Here is a 13,100-nt window from a genome sequence, read left to right as displayed (position 1 = left end):
CGCGCGGGCTTTACGGGGGGATAGCGTGTACGGCGCCAAGCCCGGGGAACACGCGTGTTGTCCGGCCCGGAGGTCATCGCTGACGCAACTTGGCGCCATGTAAAGAGAGTGAAAGAAACGGGCCGGCGACGACGGTCAAAAGGTCACGACCAACCGTGCATGGTCTCCGACTGCCGCCGGCCCGAGGCGGCGGCAACCGACCGCGGCTGAGTGACAACGTTCAGCGAACGTCTCGTGCGAGAAAGACTTCGCGTGTCACACAGCCTCGATCCAGATCGGCTCTGCAGGATGATGCTCTTGAATGACGGCAACTGCTTGCACCATTGCCTGGACGTCTCCTGCGCGAGCATGGCCCGTGAAGTTCGTGACGAGCATTCCCGCAGAGCGAAGCGCAGCCATCTCTTCTTCAGTCAGTACGCCAGCATCCACCCACAGGCGATGAGCCTTGTTGTCGCGCCATAGACTTTCGAATGCGTTGACGCCGATCCTGGAGCAGGCAAAGAACACCATGTGCATCTCCGTCGTTGTGCAACTGGCCAAGTATCAGGCATCCGGCTCCACCGGGATCGCTTTTTGTCGTAGCGCGTCAGTCAGTGCCTGACCGGCGTCGGTGATGTGTGTAGCCAGGCGCTCGCAGGCTTCGTCGACCCGGCCAGCGCGTGCCGCATCGAATATCTCGACATGCTCGTTGTCGGAGCGCGCACGCCAGTCGAGCCATTTCCACGCGGCAAACAGATGGCGCGCGCTGGCCTGATGCAGATCCGCGATCACGGAGACGACCCGCGGCATGCCGCACGGCGTGGTGATCGCCTGATGAAAGCCTCGATTGATGCGTTCGAGCGTGGCGATGTCTCCCGATGGTGCGTCGCCCTCCAGAAAGGACGCAGCGCGTGCCAGGTCATCTTCGGTGTAGCGGGGAATCGCGTACCGGAGCGCGAGCGGTTCGAGCGCAGCCCGCATGCGGGAGACCTCAATGACCGCCTCCACATCGAGCGGCGCCACGCGCACCCCACGCCGAGGCTCCGCGATGACCAGCCCTTGTGCCTCGAGCCGGCGAAACGCTTCGCGGACCGGCACATGGCTCGTACTGAACGCGTCGGCCCACTCGTCCTGCTTGAGCCGCTCGTCCGGCGCAAGTTCACCCGAAACGATCCGGGTGGCAATCGACTGCGCGATATGCGCCGCAACCGAGCGATCGTCCTTGACATCGCCATTCATCTCAACCACCATCAGAATAGATTATCTATTATCTATAGTAACAGATCGGGAGACAGACATGCGCCACCGCCGCCCCGCCCGACTGCAGGAGATCGCCGGTATCGGCGTCGACCGCATGGGATCTATCGCGGACCACTCTGGCCGCGACGTGCTCCGGCTGGAGAATCTCGATACGGATATCCCGCCGCACGCCGATGCGCTCGCGCGAACGCGCGCGGCGGCGAGCGAGGATGCCGCGAATTCGTATCTGCCATTCGTCGGCCAGGACCGGCTGCGCGCCAGCGTTGCAGCGCACGTCACCGTGCAGACGGGGGTGAACTACCGGGCCGACAACGTCATCGTGTCGGCGGGTGGCCTGTCCGGCATCCTGAACGTCCTGCTGGCGGTGCTGGAAGTCGGCGACGAGGTCATTCTGACCGACCCGACCTATGCGGGACTGCTCAACCGCGTGCGGCTGGCCGGCGGCTCACCCGTGCAGATCCCGTTCAGCTTTCACCCGGGCGCGGAATGGAAACTCGGTCGCGCGGCGATGTCCGCCGCGTGTGGCCCGAAAACGCGCGCCATGCTGCTGATGTCCCCGTCGATGCCTTCCGGCGCGGTGCTTGACGAGGAGGACTGGGTCTTCGTCGCCGGTCTGTGCGTGCAGCACGATCTGTTGCTGATCGTCGACAGCGCGATGGAGCGGTTGTTGTTCGACGGGCGCAAGGTCGTTCATCCGGCTCGGCTGCCCGGCATGGCCGAGCGCACGATCACGGTGGGGTCGGCGTCGAAGGAGTTGCGGATGATCGGCTGGCGGGTGGGCTGGATCGTGGCGCCGGATGCGCTCATCCCCGATCTGGTTGCGGTGTCGCTCGCGAACGTGGTCGTGCCGGTCGGCATCGCGCAGGAGGCCGCCGCCCTCGCGCTCGAGCGCTCGACGATCGACCTGCCCGATTACGTCGCGGAACTGCAGCGTCGACGCGACGCGATTGCCGCCGAGCTTCATGGCCTGCCGTTCGGCATGCCTGCGGGCGGCTGGTCGATGCTGCTGCGCGTGTCGGATTTCGGTCTCACGGGTGAACAGATGTCGGAGCGGCTGCTCGAACTGGACGTATGCGCGACGGCGATGACGGGCTGGGGTCGGCAACACGGAGGCGCCTATATCCGTTTCGTCTTCGCGAACGAGCCGGTGAACCGGTATGCGGGATTCGGCAGGAAAGTCACCGAGGCACTCGGGATGTGAGGATGCCTGATTGAATTCCTCTGCCCGAGATTCTGCGGCCCGAGAACGGAACGTCATCAAAAAGCTCGGGAGGTGAATTCATGGCGAGTTAGCCCGCAAGGGATGCTATCCGGATGAGCTTCGATATCAAAAGGCGGTCGATGTAGCCGACGCAATCGGCCACGTGATTAACCGCCCTACTGAAGCCATTCGGACATTCGGGAAGCGGACGTTCGAAGCAACCTCAGATCTCGACAGTGATCGACCGCGTGACCACCCCGGTGCCTCCGGCCATCAATCGCGAGATCCTGCCGCCTTCGACATCGAGCATGACTTTGATGACGCTCGGCGATGGTTGCGGCATCAAGTGCCCTTGTTCAATGATGATTTCCGTGTCGCCTGCCCCCATCCGCTCGTAGAGCAGGCACGCCAGCGGCCCGGCTGCCGTTCCGGTCGCCGACTCTTCGGCAATGCCGAAACGCGGCGCGAACATGCGGGTGCCTGCATGGCGCCCGGGTATTTTCGTCGTCGTCGAGAAGACGTAGTAACCGATCAAATCCAGATCGGGGTTCTACGCCGGAACCCCAGAAAATTCCGTCATTCCACATTGTGAACGTCAATCGGTTTGTTGCCTGACGTGCCGAGCGAGTAACTCAGTCGGTAAATGCCTGCCCGAACTGCCGTGCCCGCTTTACATCGTCGGTATGCAAGTAAATCGACGTGGTCGAAATCGACGCGTGACGCAGGTTATCTCGTACGGCGCTCAGCTCAACCCCTCTGGCGATCGCGTGGGTCGCATGGGTGTGCCGCATCCAGTGCGGAGAGGCCCGATGCAGCTTTTCAGCCAGCACCGGATGGTCGTTCTTGATAATCTGCGCGACGAGCCGAAAAAACCGGCGCATGACTTCCCACAGCCGCAAGGGCTTGATGCCGGCATCGGCGTCGTCAAGGCTGCCAATCAGGGACGTGGTCGGATTCCAGTGAGCACGGCTGACAGGAAGCCCCCGCTCCTGCAGATATCGGTCCAGCGCTGTGCGCGCTAGGGGTGTCAGGGTAACGCGGGCTGGCTTGCCGCCCTTGCCGACCACGTGCAGCCAGTGATCACCGGCTGCGTCGACTTCGATGCTGCGCAGTGTGGCGTCAGCCAGTTCGCTGATCCGCAGTCCCGTTGCGTAGCCGAAATCCAGCATGAACCGCAACCGTTGCGCAGCGGGCGCCTGCCAGCCGTACGACCACTCGAGCCCGTTGGCGATGGTGCGCGTCAGCATCCATTCTCCTTCGGTGAAAGCGTGCGAGGTTTCAAGAGCCATGGCGCGCTTGCTGCCGCGTACCTTGATGCCGGAGAATGGGTTGGCCACGACGTAGCGCTGCTCGACCAGCCAGCGGAACATGGCGCTGAGCACGGCAAGCGCATGCGCAATCGAACGGGCCGAGAGGTTGTCGACAAACGGGCGCCAGTCCGTTGATGTGCGCGGCCGCGGTGGCCCGACCCAGCGTTCTCGCGGTGTAGGTCTGCGCAGAAACGCCCTGTAGTCGGTGGCATCCCGGGTGGTCAGCGAAGACAGCGCCTTGCCGCGAGCAACGATGCCCCAGAGAATCAGCCGTTCGGCTTCCTTGCGGTAGGCCCGCTGCGTGGCCGGGGATTCGTGCAACGCGAGCCATGCCTGGATAGCGTCGTAATCGTTGTCGACGCCGAGGATGCAGGCCGACACCGGTGCGCGGAAGGCGCCGGCGGATCCGTCGATCTCGTGCGGTAGCCGTAGTTGCTCCCAAGGCGTCACGACTGACTGCCGATCCGCGATGATCAGTGCGCGGGCCCGCTCCGTGAGCGCCGGGTACGCGGCAAAGAAGGCCTCGATCCTTCTTGCACTGGCCGGCCCGAGACCCGGAATGACGGTCCACCACTGCCGGCGACGCGGAATCCGTACCGTGAGATCGGCCAGGGTCCGGATGCCGGCCGCGTGCAGGGTGCGGGCAGCGCGATTCGGCAGCCAGTGCGCAATGTCGTCGCCGATCTGCGGAGCTGGCGCAGGCATGATGCGCAGTAGCTCGACAGCCTGCGTGGTGGCGCGCGCATGATGCATACGCTTTTGGGCCGGGCATTCGAACAGCGTGGCCAGATCTGCCCGCTGTCGGTTACGGGCATAAAGTGCCAGTTGCCGGCGGATCTGGCCGATGACGCCGCGGGCTGACTGGCTGTGGCTGAGCCGATCTTGCATGTACCGGTGTGCCGCCTCACGCGAGGATGCGCCCTCGTACCAGGCACGCAGCGCTGCCAGTGCATCAGCATCAGGAAAGTCGGTCGGGATGTCGGCGGCGGACGGGCTCGTGGGGCGCGTTTTCATGTCATCGAGTTTAATATGGAAACAATGCCACAGAGATAATAAAGCTTATCTCTGTAGAATGCGGGAGTTCAATATTTCTGTCGTACCCCATGTCGTGATATCACAAAATTGAAGGATCTGACGTTGCGTGGAGAGGATGGTCGATGATCAACAAGAATAAGCTGCTCAGCGTCTTTTCCGACGCCGAACAGGAAGCCCTGTATGGCCTGCCTGATTTCGACGATGCGCAGCGGCTGGAATACCTGGCATTGACCGAATCCGAACTGGCGCTCGCCAGTAGCCGGCCCTCCATACCCGCGCAGGTCTATTGCATCTTGCAGATTGGCTACTTCAAGTCCAAGCACGCCTTCTTCCGCTTCGATTGGGACGAGGTTGAGGACGATTACGATTTCGTGTTGAGCCGCTATTTCCACGGCGAGCCGTTCGAACGCAAGCCGATCACCCGGCACGAGTACTACGCCCAGCGCGAACAGATCGCTGAACTGTACGGCTATCGACCGTGGGTGGCCGCCTTCCTGCCGCAACTCATGCAGCAGGCCGCGCAGATCGTACGTCGCGACGTGACACCGGGATTCGTCGCCGCCGAGCTCATCGTGTGGCTCAATGAGCACAAGATGATCCGGCCCGGCTACACGACCTTGCAAGAGCTAGTCAGCGAAGCCCTGTCCGTCGAACGTCGGCGGCTGGGCGACCTGCTCACCGGCGTATTGGACGAATTGACCCAAACCGCGCTAGACCAACTTCTGGTGCGCGATGATACTCTGTCGAAACTGGCGGCGCTGAAACAGGATGCCAAGAATTTCGGCTGGCGTCAGATGGTCCGCGAACGCGAAAAGCGCGGCACGCTGCAGCCGTTGCACGAAATCGCCAGGACGCTGCTGCCCCGGCTGGATATCTCGCAGCAGAACGTGCTGTACTACGCAAGCCTGGCGAACTTCTATACCGTCCACGACCTGCGCAACCTGAAGGCGGATCAGGCGCAGCTCTACCTGCTGTGTTACGCCTGGGTGCGCTTCCGACAGCTCACCGACAACCTGGTCGATGCGATGGCCTTCCACATGAAGCAGCTCGAGGAAGAAAGCAGCGCGGGCGCGAAACAGTCACTCATCGCCGAGCAAGTAAAACGCCATCGGGAAACGCCGCAGATCGGCCGCCTGTTGTCGCTCTATGTGGACGACAGCGTAGCCGATCCGACGCCGTTCGGCGAGGTGCGTCAGCGCGCCTATAAAATCATGGCCAAAGATGTGCTACAAAACACGGCGCAACGCATGACGGTCAAGCCGCTGAGTCAACTGGCACTACACTGGTTGGCGGTGGACGGCCTAGCCAAACGTATTCGCCGTCACCTGCGCCCCTTGTACGTCGAGCTCGACTTCGTCGGCACCTCCCCAGACAACCCGTGGCTCGCGGCGCTGGCTTGGGTCAAGGGGGCCTTCGCCAAACAGCAGCGCCTGTCACAACGACCGCTCGCCGAATGTCCCGCGGCCACGCTGCCGAAGCGCCTGCGACCGTACCTGCTGATCTTCGGCGCTGATGGTCAGCCGACCGGTTTGCACGCCGATCGCTACGAATTCTGGTTGTACCGCCAGATCCGGAAGCGCTTCCAGTCGGGAGAGATCTATCTCGACGACAGTCTGCAACATCGTCACTTCTCCGACGAGCTTGTTTCGATGAACGAGAAGGCCGACGCGCTGGCGCAGATGGAGATCCCGTTCCTGCAGCAGCCAATCGATGCCCAACTCGATGCGTTAGCGGCCGAGTTGCATGCACAATGGCTGGCCTTCAACCGAGAGCTGAAACAGGGCAAGCTTACGCACCTGGAATACGACAAGGATACGCAGAAGCTGATTTGGCGCAAACCGAAAACCGAGAACCAGAAGGTGCGTGAGCAGGCATTCTACGAGCAACTGCCATTCTGCGATGTTGCCGACGTGTTCCGCTTCGTCAACGGCCAGTGCCAGTTCCTGTCGGCGCTGACGCCATTGCAGCCGCGCTACGCGAAGAAGGTAGCGGACGCCGATAGCCTGATGGCGGTTATCATCGCTCAGGCAATGAACCATGGCAACCATGTCATGGCGCGCACCAGCGACATTCCGTACCACGTTCTGGATAGCACCTACCAGCAGTATCTGCGTCAGGCGACGCTGCATGCGGCCAACGACTGCATCAGCAACGCCATCGCCGCGCTGCCGATCTTCCCGTACTACTCGTTCGATCTCGATGCGCTGTACAGCGCCGTCGATGGGCAGAAATTCGGCGTCGAGCGACCGACCGTGAAGGCGCGTTACTCGCGCAAATACTTCGGACGAGGCAAAGGCGTCGTCGCCTACACGCTGCTGTGCAATCATGTCCCGTTGAACGGCTACCTAATCGGCGCGCACGAGTACGAGGCGCATCACGTGTTCGACATCTGGTATCGCAACACGTCGGATATAGTGCCGACTGCGATCACCGGCGACATGCACAGCATCAACAAAGCCAACTTCGCTATCCTGTATTGGTTCGGGTTGCGCTTCGAGCCTCGCTTCACAAACCTCGATGACCAGTTGCAGGAATTGTATTGTATCGACGACCCGGCGCTGTACGAGAAATGCCTGATTCAGCCGATCGGACAAATCGATCGGCAGCTCATCACCAGTGAGAAGACAAATATCGATCAGATCGTCGCCACGCTGGGCCTCAAAGAGATCACGCAGGGCTCGCTGATCCGCAAACTATGTACGTACTCGCAGGAAAACCCGACACGTCGCGCGATTTTTGAGTTCGATAAGCTCATTCGTACCATCTACACGTTGCGTTACCTGCGCGACCCGCAGCTCGAGCGAAACGTGCATCGCTCCCAAAACCGCCTCGAGTCTTACCATCAGCTTCGTTCGACCATCGCCCAGGTCGGCGGCAAGAAGGAATTGACCGGCCGCACCGACATCGAAATCGAGATCAGCAACCAGTGCGCCCGGCTGATCGCCAACGTCATCATTTTTTACAACTCGGCGATTCTGTCGCATCTACTGACGAAATGGGAGGCCAGTGGCAACGCCAAGGCGCTGGCGCGGCTTACGCAGATATCACCGGCAGCCTGGCGGCATATCCTTTTGAACGGGCACTACACTTTTCAAAGCGACAACAAAATCGACCTGGACGCGCTCATTGCAGGGCTCGAATTGGAGTGATCGAATTTTCGGCGGTTCTGGCTTGGAATCCCTTATTCCTGTTACGGTGGAATACGATGCCACAACCAGGTAATCCTTTACCCCCAGCCGTGGTCAACACCTGGCGACTGAGCGTCGGCACGTCGCTGTTCGTGATCGATATCCTGGCCGACGGCAGCTGGCGACCGGCGTATATTGCGCCAAAGCGGCTGGGTGGCTGGACGATGGATGTGTTGCCGAACATGCCGCCGACGTTAGTCGATATCGCTCCCTCGGTACGCACCTGGGCGCGACAGTACGGCGCGAATGTAACGAACCGGCGCACGCCGGCGCGCCGGTTTCCCGCGCAAACCGCTTCTTCGAACAGGACGCCAGAATGAACATGCTGAAACGTCGTCTCGATGCGACAGACGAAAAGCTGCAGGAGCTGAAAACAGCCCGCAAAGCGGCAGCTAAGGCGCAGCGCCAGCAGGTCAAGCAAACGCGCGCGGATCGCGAGCGAAAGATCATGCTGGCCGGCGAGGCGTTGCTGCGGCGTGTCGATCGCGGCGAGTGGGATGAAGCCGATTTCCGCGCGATGATGGACGATTATCTGTCGCGGCCCGCCGATCGCGCGCTGTTCGAGCTCGACGATGTATAGCCTTTGATGTTCGACGTCGACGCACCGCACAGCCAGGTCGGCAAATGTTGATTTGATTCACGATGAAGGATGCCCGATGCTGCCAACGCTCCGCATGAACCGGAATTTTGTCGAGGCCTTGCTGGCCGAGCGCGCGCCCTGCTTTGCGATGGGACTCGTGGCCGAGGGCCAGACGCACTATGCTTGCCTGGCACTGCGGCCGGTGGATGACATTCCGAACGACGTAACACGCAGCGGTTTCAACTTTGGCCACTCGATACGCGGCACCGACGACTTCGAGGTCGTACACTTCGGCTTAGAGTTTTACGGCTACCGCATCTTCAATGCGCTGATCAATCCGAGCAACTTCATCGCCAGGACAATCCTGTCGCACATGGTCGACACGAAGGCGTTTTTCTTCTTCGCGGTCAACCCGTCAGGCGGTGTGACGGTGTTCAAGTCCGGCATCGGTGAATGCAGCCTGGACAGCATCGAGTCTAATCTCGAGCGGATACTGCGCTCGAGCACGTCCGATGCTCAGTACGACGCGGCGCTGACAACGTTCAGCGACCATCCAGATCCGGTCGGGCCGATGCTGCACTGGGTTTGCCGGGACTGCGAAGATTGTCTCGACCTGTCCCACAATGTAATCGAACTGGGCCCCGCGTAACGGTCCTGATGGTCCGTGTGACCGAGACCGTCATGTCACTCACCGGACGTCGCTCCAACATTCTTCGGCTGGAATAAGCCGATTAATGTTCACAATGTGGAACGACGGAATTTTCTGGGGTTCCGGCGTAGATCCCCTTGATCGGCGACGCGATGCCGCGATGCCGGCCCAGCTCGACCTTCATCTGCCGATGCGCGACATGCGGATGGTCGAGCGCCGCATCGAGCCCGAGCACCGGCGCGCACGGCACACCGCGGCGCATCAGCTGCTCGGCAAGTGCCGCGCCGTCGTGTCCGGCCAGCGCCGTTTCGAGCAACGTGCGTAGCGCGGCGCGATTCGCGCTGCGCGCGCGGTTGTCCGCGAAGCGCGGATCGTCGAGCCAGTCGCGCGTGCCGAGCACGTCGCACAGCCCCGCGAACTGCCCGTTGTTGCCCACCGCCAGAAAGATGTCGACGCTCGCCGTCGGAAAGCTGTCGTACGGCGTGATGTTCGGATGCGCATTGCCGGTGCGCACGGGGGCATTCCCCGAATGGAAGAAGTTCGGCGTATGCGGATGCAGGATCGACAGCGCGCAGTCGAACAGCGTCGATTCGACGAACTGGCCGCGGCCGCTCGCGTCGCGCTCGCGCAGCGCCATCAGCACGCCGAGCGCCGCATTCAGCCCGGTGACGAGATCGACGATCGGCACGCCGACCCGCAGCGGCGCGCCGCCGGCTTCGCCATTGACGCTCATCAGCCCCGCGAGCGCCTGCACGGCCGCGTCGTAGCCGGGCAGCCCGCCGAGCGGGCCGTCTGCGCCGAAGCCCGACACGCGGCAATGGACGAGGCGCGGAAAGCGCGCGTGCAGCGCGTCGAAGCCGAGCCCCCAGCGCTCCATCGTGCCGATCTTGAAGTTCTCGACGATGGCGTCCGCATGTTCGAGCAGGCCGAGCAGCCGCTCGCGGTCGGCGGCCTGCGTCAGGTCGAGCGCAATGCCGAGCTTGTTGCGGTTCACGCCGAGGAAGTACGACGCGGTATCGCCGTCGAACGGCGGACCCCACGTGCGCGTTTCGTCGCCGGACGGCGGTTCGACCTTGATCACCTCCGCGCCGTGGTCGGCCAGGATCTGCGTCGCATACGGGCCGCCCAGCACCCGCGACAGATCGATGATGCGCAATCCCGCCAGCGCGCCCTGCTGCTCGTGTTCCGCCATGCGTCCCGCTCCTGGTTCCGGTTGATCGGACTGCCGGCTCTGGCGGCCCAACGCCTGCGGCGTGACCTTCCGGATTCGGCGAATAATTCTTGTGTGTGAATTTATATTCACACCCGAGAATTATGTTGTCAACCCCGGCGGCACCCTGAGTCCGTGCGGATGACGCCGCCGCGCGCAAGTGGGGGCGACCCCGAACACGGGCCGGTTGCGGTAGCGCCCCGCCTTTCGCTAAGCTGGCGGGCATTCTTCATCTCAAAAAAATAGGACGGATTATTCATGAAACGGATGCTGCTGGCGGCCCTCATGCTGGCGTCGACGCTGGGCGTTGGACATGCGCAAACCCAGACGTTCCATTTCGGCGAAGGACAGACCGGGATGCCGGGCGCAGCGCCGACCGCACGGCCCGCGCCCGCGCGCCGGCACGTCACGCCGCCGCCCCACCATCGGCGTGCCGTTCACAAGCGCCGCCATCCGAGCCACGTGAAGCCGACGCGCAACGGGATCTATACGCACTCGTGATGCGTCAGCGGTCCCGCAGCGCCGTGCACGGAACTGTCACGAACCGCCGGTAGCATCGTTGCGGCTGCCTGTACGCCGTCGCGGCCCGCTGCCGAATGACACGCCGCCGACGCGCATTTTCTCCACGATTCAGCACCCGTTTTGCCGAACATGAGTACCGGGCCGGACACACTCGCCGTCATCAAGGAACGCGCCACGATCGTGTGCCGTCAGCGCAGCAGCGTGCTGCTGGTCGCCCGCACCGCGTCGCGCTGGTCGCTGCCGGGCGGCACGATCCGGCGTGGCGAGACGCCGCTCGATGCTGCACTGCGGGAGCTCGCCGAGGAAACGCGGCTGGAGGGGCTCGCGCTCGATTACGCGGTGCAGTTCGGCGGGCTGACGAAGCTCCATCACGTGTTCGTGGCCGACGTGCCGGCGCACCTGACGCCGCGTGCGAGCAACGAGATCGCCCGCTGCAAGTGGTTCACCGTCGACCGCCTCGACACGCTGCGTGCAAGCGTGCCGACGCGCAAGATCATCGAGTTGCTGCGTCTCGACTGTTTTTCGGCGATCGCGAACGGCCGGCTGCGCTGACGTCCACCTCGCCTGCGCCGCTCACCCGCGCAGGAACGGGCCGACCTTGCGCTCGAGCAACGTGACGAGTTCGGGCTGCATGTACGCGTAACGGTCGGGAATGTCGAGGCACACGATCTTCTTGTGCCGTAGCTGCGCGCCGAATTGCGCCGCCAGCCTCGCCTTGTGCGCCCGCTCCATCACGAACACGACGTCGGCCCAGTCGAGCTGCTCGGCGGACACGCGCGTGTCCGCATCGAGCGCGAGGCCCGCCGAGTCGGTGTCGACACCCGGCCACGCGGCGAATACCGCTTCGGCCGTCGGGCTGCGCAGCCGGTTGCGGCTGCAGATGAAGAGTGCCCGCGTCATGTCGTCTCGACGGTGCCCGGCGCCTGCGGGCTCACCCCTGCGGAATCGTGCCCGGCCGGACGTACGCGAGCATGTGCGGCACGTAGTCGGCCTTGCCGAGTTCGACGCCGTGGTGGCGCAGGATCGCGTACGCGGCGATCGCGTGGAAGTAGAACTGCGGCAGCGCCCAGTCGCGCGCGTACTGTTCGCCCGTCATGTCGAACGCGATCCCGTTCGGCATTTCGAGCGCGATCGGCAGCGCGGCACCGCCATCGAGCGCATCCGGCGCGAGTTCGTCGAGAAAGGCGAGCGTGCCGGCGAGGATCGCCTGCGCGTCGGCCAGCGAGCCGGGCTGCGCATCGGCATTCCATCCCGCTTCGCGCAAGGCCAGCAGCGCAGCCGGCAACGGTTCGCCGCGCAGCCGGTGGACGGGTTCCATCGCCTGGAAGCACGAGAAGCGCACCTGTGCGGCAAGCGGATACATGTCGGGCGCCAGCTTCAGCGACATCGCCGCGTCGGGCGCGTCGCCCGCGGCCTGCCAGTGTGCGACGGCCTTGTCGAGCCACGCGGTCTGCGCGCGCAGCATCTGGGTGAAGGTCGGAACGAGAAGTTGAGTCGGTGACACGCGTGCGCTCCTGTGTTGTGGTTTGCGCCACGATAGCAGTGTCGGCGCGAACCTGCATCCCGGTCTGGGCGATGAGCGCGATTAAATGCGGATCCGGTGACGTGGCGCATGGTGCGTGCAGGTGTTCGTCCACGCATCCACGCAGGATGATCGCCGCACGCGGCTGCCGCAACGCACCCTCAGGGCTTGCCGTGTCGCGCGAGGAACCGGTCGAGCTGCGAGGCGAACGCCTTGCCGTCGCGTGCGCTGAACGGCGCCGGCCCGCCCGTGTCGATGCCCGCGCTGCGCAACTGATCCATCATCGCGCGCGTCGACAGGCGTTCCTCGATGTTCTCGCGGCTGAACCAGTTGCCGCGCGGGTCGAGCGCATGCGCGCCCTTGTCGAGCACGGCGGCGGCCAGCGGGATGTCGGCGGTGATCACGAGATCCCCCGCTTCCACCAGCTCGACGATGCGCGCATCGGCCACGTCGAAGCCGGCCGGCACCTGCACCGCCTTGATGAACGGCGACGGCGGCGTGCGCAGAAACTGGTTCGCGACCAGCGTCACGCAGATTTCGGCACGACGCGCGGCGCGAAACAGCATGTCCTTGATGACGGCCGGACACGCGTCGGCATCGACCAGTACTTGCATGGCGGGTGTTTCCAGAGAGCAGCAGAAGCG

15 protein-coding genes are annotated in these 13,100 nt (G+C 63.4%); 7 read left to right on the top strand and 8 right to left on the bottom strand.

Going from position 1 to position 13,100, the window contains the following annotated elements; genetic code table 11:
• Window positions 1–255: 255 nt before the first annotated feature.
• Window positions 256–510, bottom strand: coding sequence for a hypothetical protein (locus ACN8ZM_RS08865; protein ID WP_420209812.1), 255 nt, complete (start codon window positions 508–510; stop codon window positions 256–258).
• Window positions 511–543: 33 nt separating this feature from the next.
• Window positions 544–1,218: a GntR family transcriptional regulator gene (locus tag ACN8ZM_RS08860; protein WP_420209811.1), complete on the bottom strand. Its 675-nt coding sequence runs from the start codon at window positions 1,216–1,218 to the stop codon at window positions 544–546.
• A 58-nt stretch (window positions 1,219–1,276) separates the two neighbouring features.
• Between ACN8ZM_RS08860 and ACN8ZM_RS08855 the strand changes: the two genes are divergently transcribed.
• The gene (locus ACN8ZM_RS08855) at window positions 1,277–2,440 is read left to right on the top strand and encodes a pyridoxal phosphate-dependent aminotransferase (protein WP_420209810.1); all 1,164 of its coding nucleotides are present in this window, start codon (window positions 1,277–1,279) and stop codon (window positions 2,438–2,440) included.
• 223 nt (window positions 2,441–2,663) lie between these two features.
• On the opposite strand, the gene ACN8ZM_RS08850 is transcribed toward ACN8ZM_RS08855, so the two are convergent.
• Both ACN8ZM_RS08850 and ACN8ZM_RS08845 read right to left on the bottom strand, forming a co-directional pair.
• Window positions 2,664–2,975 carry a PhzF family phenazine biosynthesis protein gene (locus ACN8ZM_RS08850; RefSeq protein WP_420209809.1) on the bottom strand — a complete coding sequence of 104 codons (312 nt, stop codon included), beginning with the start codon at window positions 2,973–2,975 and terminating at the stop codon, window positions 2,664–2,666.
• Window positions 2,976–3,072: 97 nt separating this feature from the next.
• On the bottom strand, window positions 3,073–4,764 hold the full coding sequence (locus ACN8ZM_RS08845) for a site-specific integrase (RefSeq protein WP_007180429.1): 1,692 nt from the start codon (window positions 4,762–4,764) through the stop codon (window positions 3,073–3,075).
• A 143-nt stretch (window positions 4,765–4,907) separates the two neighbouring features.
• Here ACN8ZM_RS08845 and ACN8ZM_RS08840 point away from each other — a divergent pair, with 143 nt between their 5' ends.
• The 4 genes from ACN8ZM_RS08840 to ACN8ZM_RS08825 all read left to right on the top strand — a co-directional run bounded on the left by ACN8ZM_RS08840 (window position 4,908) and on the right by ACN8ZM_RS08825 (window position 9,202).
• Window positions 4,908–7,934 (top strand): Tn3 family transposase, encoded by a 3,027-nt coding sequence (locus tag ACN8ZM_RS08840; RefSeq protein WP_007181927.1) that lies wholly within the window; start codon window positions 4,908–4,910, stop codon window positions 7,932–7,934.
• The gene (locus ACN8ZM_RS08835) at window positions 7,931–8,293 is read left to right on the top strand and encodes a hypothetical protein (protein WP_156903410.1); all 363 of its coding nucleotides are present in this window, start codon (window positions 7,931–7,933) and stop codon (window positions 8,291–8,293) included. Before ACN8ZM_RS08840 ends, ACN8ZM_RS08835 begins: the two co-directional genes overlap by 4 nt.
• Window positions 8,290–8,553: a hypothetical protein gene (locus ACN8ZM_RS08830; RefSeq protein ID WP_007180432.1), complete on the top strand. Its 264-nt coding sequence runs from the start codon at window positions 8,290–8,292 to the stop codon at window positions 8,551–8,553. The genes ACN8ZM_RS08835 and ACN8ZM_RS08830 overlap by 4 nt, the downstream gene beginning before the upstream one ends.
• Window positions 8,554–8,629: 76 nt before the next feature.
• Complete coding sequence (locus tag ACN8ZM_RS08825; RefSeq protein WP_007180433.1) at window positions 8,630–9,202, top strand: hypothetical protein; 573 nt, start codon at window positions 8,630–8,632, stop codon at window positions 9,200–9,202.
• Between the two features lie 82 nt (window positions 9,203–9,284).
• Here ACN8ZM_RS08825 and ACN8ZM_RS08820 read toward each other — a convergent pair whose 3' ends face one another.
• A complete protein-coding gene (locus tag ACN8ZM_RS08820; RefSeq protein WP_420209808.1) occupies window positions 9,285–10,394 on the bottom strand; it encodes a CaiB/BaiF CoA transferase family protein in 1,110 nt (369 codons plus the stop codon).
• A gap of 276 nt (window positions 10,395–10,670) precedes the next feature.
• Between ACN8ZM_RS08820 and ACN8ZM_RS08815 the strand changes: the two genes are divergently transcribed.
• Window positions 10,671–10,913 (top strand): hypothetical protein, encoded by a 243-nt coding sequence (locus ACN8ZM_RS08815; RefSeq protein WP_420209807.1) that lies wholly within the window; start codon window positions 10,671–10,673, stop codon window positions 10,911–10,913.
• 150 nt (window positions 10,914–11,063) lie between these two features.
• Window positions 11,064–11,486: an NUDIX hydrolase gene (locus ACN8ZM_RS08810; protein WP_043182812.1), complete on the top strand. Its 423-nt coding sequence runs from the start codon at window positions 11,064–11,066 to the stop codon at window positions 11,484–11,486.
• A 21-nt stretch (window positions 11,487–11,507) separates the two neighbouring features.
• On the opposite strand, the gene ACN8ZM_RS08805 is transcribed toward ACN8ZM_RS08810, so the two are convergent.
• The 3 genes from ACN8ZM_RS08805 to ACN8ZM_RS08795 form a co-directional block, all read right to left on the bottom strand.
• Complete coding sequence (locus ACN8ZM_RS08805) at window positions 11,508–11,834, bottom strand: low molecular weight protein tyrosine phosphatase family protein (RefSeq protein ID WP_420209806.1); 327 nt, start codon at window positions 11,832–11,834, stop codon at window positions 11,508–11,510.
• Window positions 11,835–11,865: 31 nt separating this feature from the next.
• Window positions 11,866–12,438 carry a DUF1993 domain-containing protein gene (locus ACN8ZM_RS08800; protein WP_089450461.1) on the bottom strand — a complete coding sequence of 191 codons (573 nt, stop codon included), beginning with the start codon at window positions 12,436–12,438 and terminating at the stop codon, window positions 11,866–11,868.
• Between the two features lie 179 nt (window positions 12,439–12,617).
• Window positions 12,618–13,070, bottom strand: a complete 453-nt coding sequence (locus ACN8ZM_RS08795) for a YaiI/YqxD family protein (protein ID WP_011351963.1) — start codon at window positions 13,068–13,070, stop codon at window positions 12,618–12,620.
• Window positions 13,071–13,100 lie beyond the last annotated feature (30 nt).

Source organism: Burkholderia aenigmatica (assembly GCF_048627025.1).
Taxonomy (GTDB): Bacteria; Pseudomonadota; Gammaproteobacteria; order Burkholderiales; family Burkholderiaceae; genus Burkholderia; species Burkholderia aenigmatica.
This window is presented reverse-complemented; position numbering and strand designations above follow the sequence as displayed.

Excerpts from the sequence above, each read along its gene's own strand:
- ACN8ZM_RS08805 (WP_420209806.1), bottom strand. The coding sequence starts at position 11,834 with ATGACGCGGGCACTCTTCATCTGCAGCCGCAACCGGCTGCGCAGCCCG.
- ACN8ZM_RS08810 (WP_043182812.1), top strand. The coding sequence starts at position 11,064 with ATGAGTACCGGGCCGGACACACTCGCCGTCATCAAGGAACGCGCCACG.
- ACN8ZM_RS08860 (WP_420209811.1), bottom strand. The coding sequence starts at position 1,218 with ATGAATGGCGATGTCAAGGACGATCGCTCGGTTGCGGCGCATATCGCG.
- ACN8ZM_RS08840 (WP_007181927.1), top strand. The coding sequence starts at position 4,908 with ATGATCAACAAGAATAAGCTGCTCAGCGTCTTTTCCGACGCCGAACAG.
- ACN8ZM_RS08795 (WP_011351963.1), bottom strand. The coding sequence starts at position 13,070 with ATGCAAGTACTGGTCGATGCCGACGCGTGTCCGGCCGTCATCAAGGAC.
- ACN8ZM_RS08830 (WP_007180432.1), top strand. The coding sequence starts at position 8,290 with ATGAACATGCTGAAACGTCGTCTCGATGCGACAGACGAAAAGCTGCAG.
- ACN8ZM_RS08845 (WP_007180429.1), bottom strand. The coding sequence starts at position 4,764 with ATGAAAACGCGCCCCACGAGCCCGTCCGCCGCCGACATCCCGACCGAC.
- ACN8ZM_RS08825 (WP_007180433.1), top strand. The coding sequence starts at position 8,630 with ATGCTGCCAACGCTCCGCATGAACCGGAATTTTGTCGAGGCCTTGCTG.
- ACN8ZM_RS08815 (WP_420209807.1), top strand. The coding sequence starts at position 10,671 with ATGAAACGGATGCTGCTGGCGGCCCTCATGCTGGCGTCGACGCTGGGC.
- ACN8ZM_RS08855 (WP_420209810.1), top strand. The coding sequence starts at position 1,277 with ATGCGCCACCGCCGCCCCGCCCGACTGCAGGAGATCGCCGGTATCGGC.
- ACN8ZM_RS08865 (WP_420209812.1), bottom strand. The coding sequence starts at position 510 with ATGGTGTTCTTTGCCTGCTCCAGGATCGGCGTCAACGCATTCGAAAGT.
- ACN8ZM_RS08820 (WP_420209808.1), bottom strand. The coding sequence starts at position 10,394 with ATGGCGGAACACGAGCAGCAGGGCGCGCTGGCGGGATTGCGCATCATC.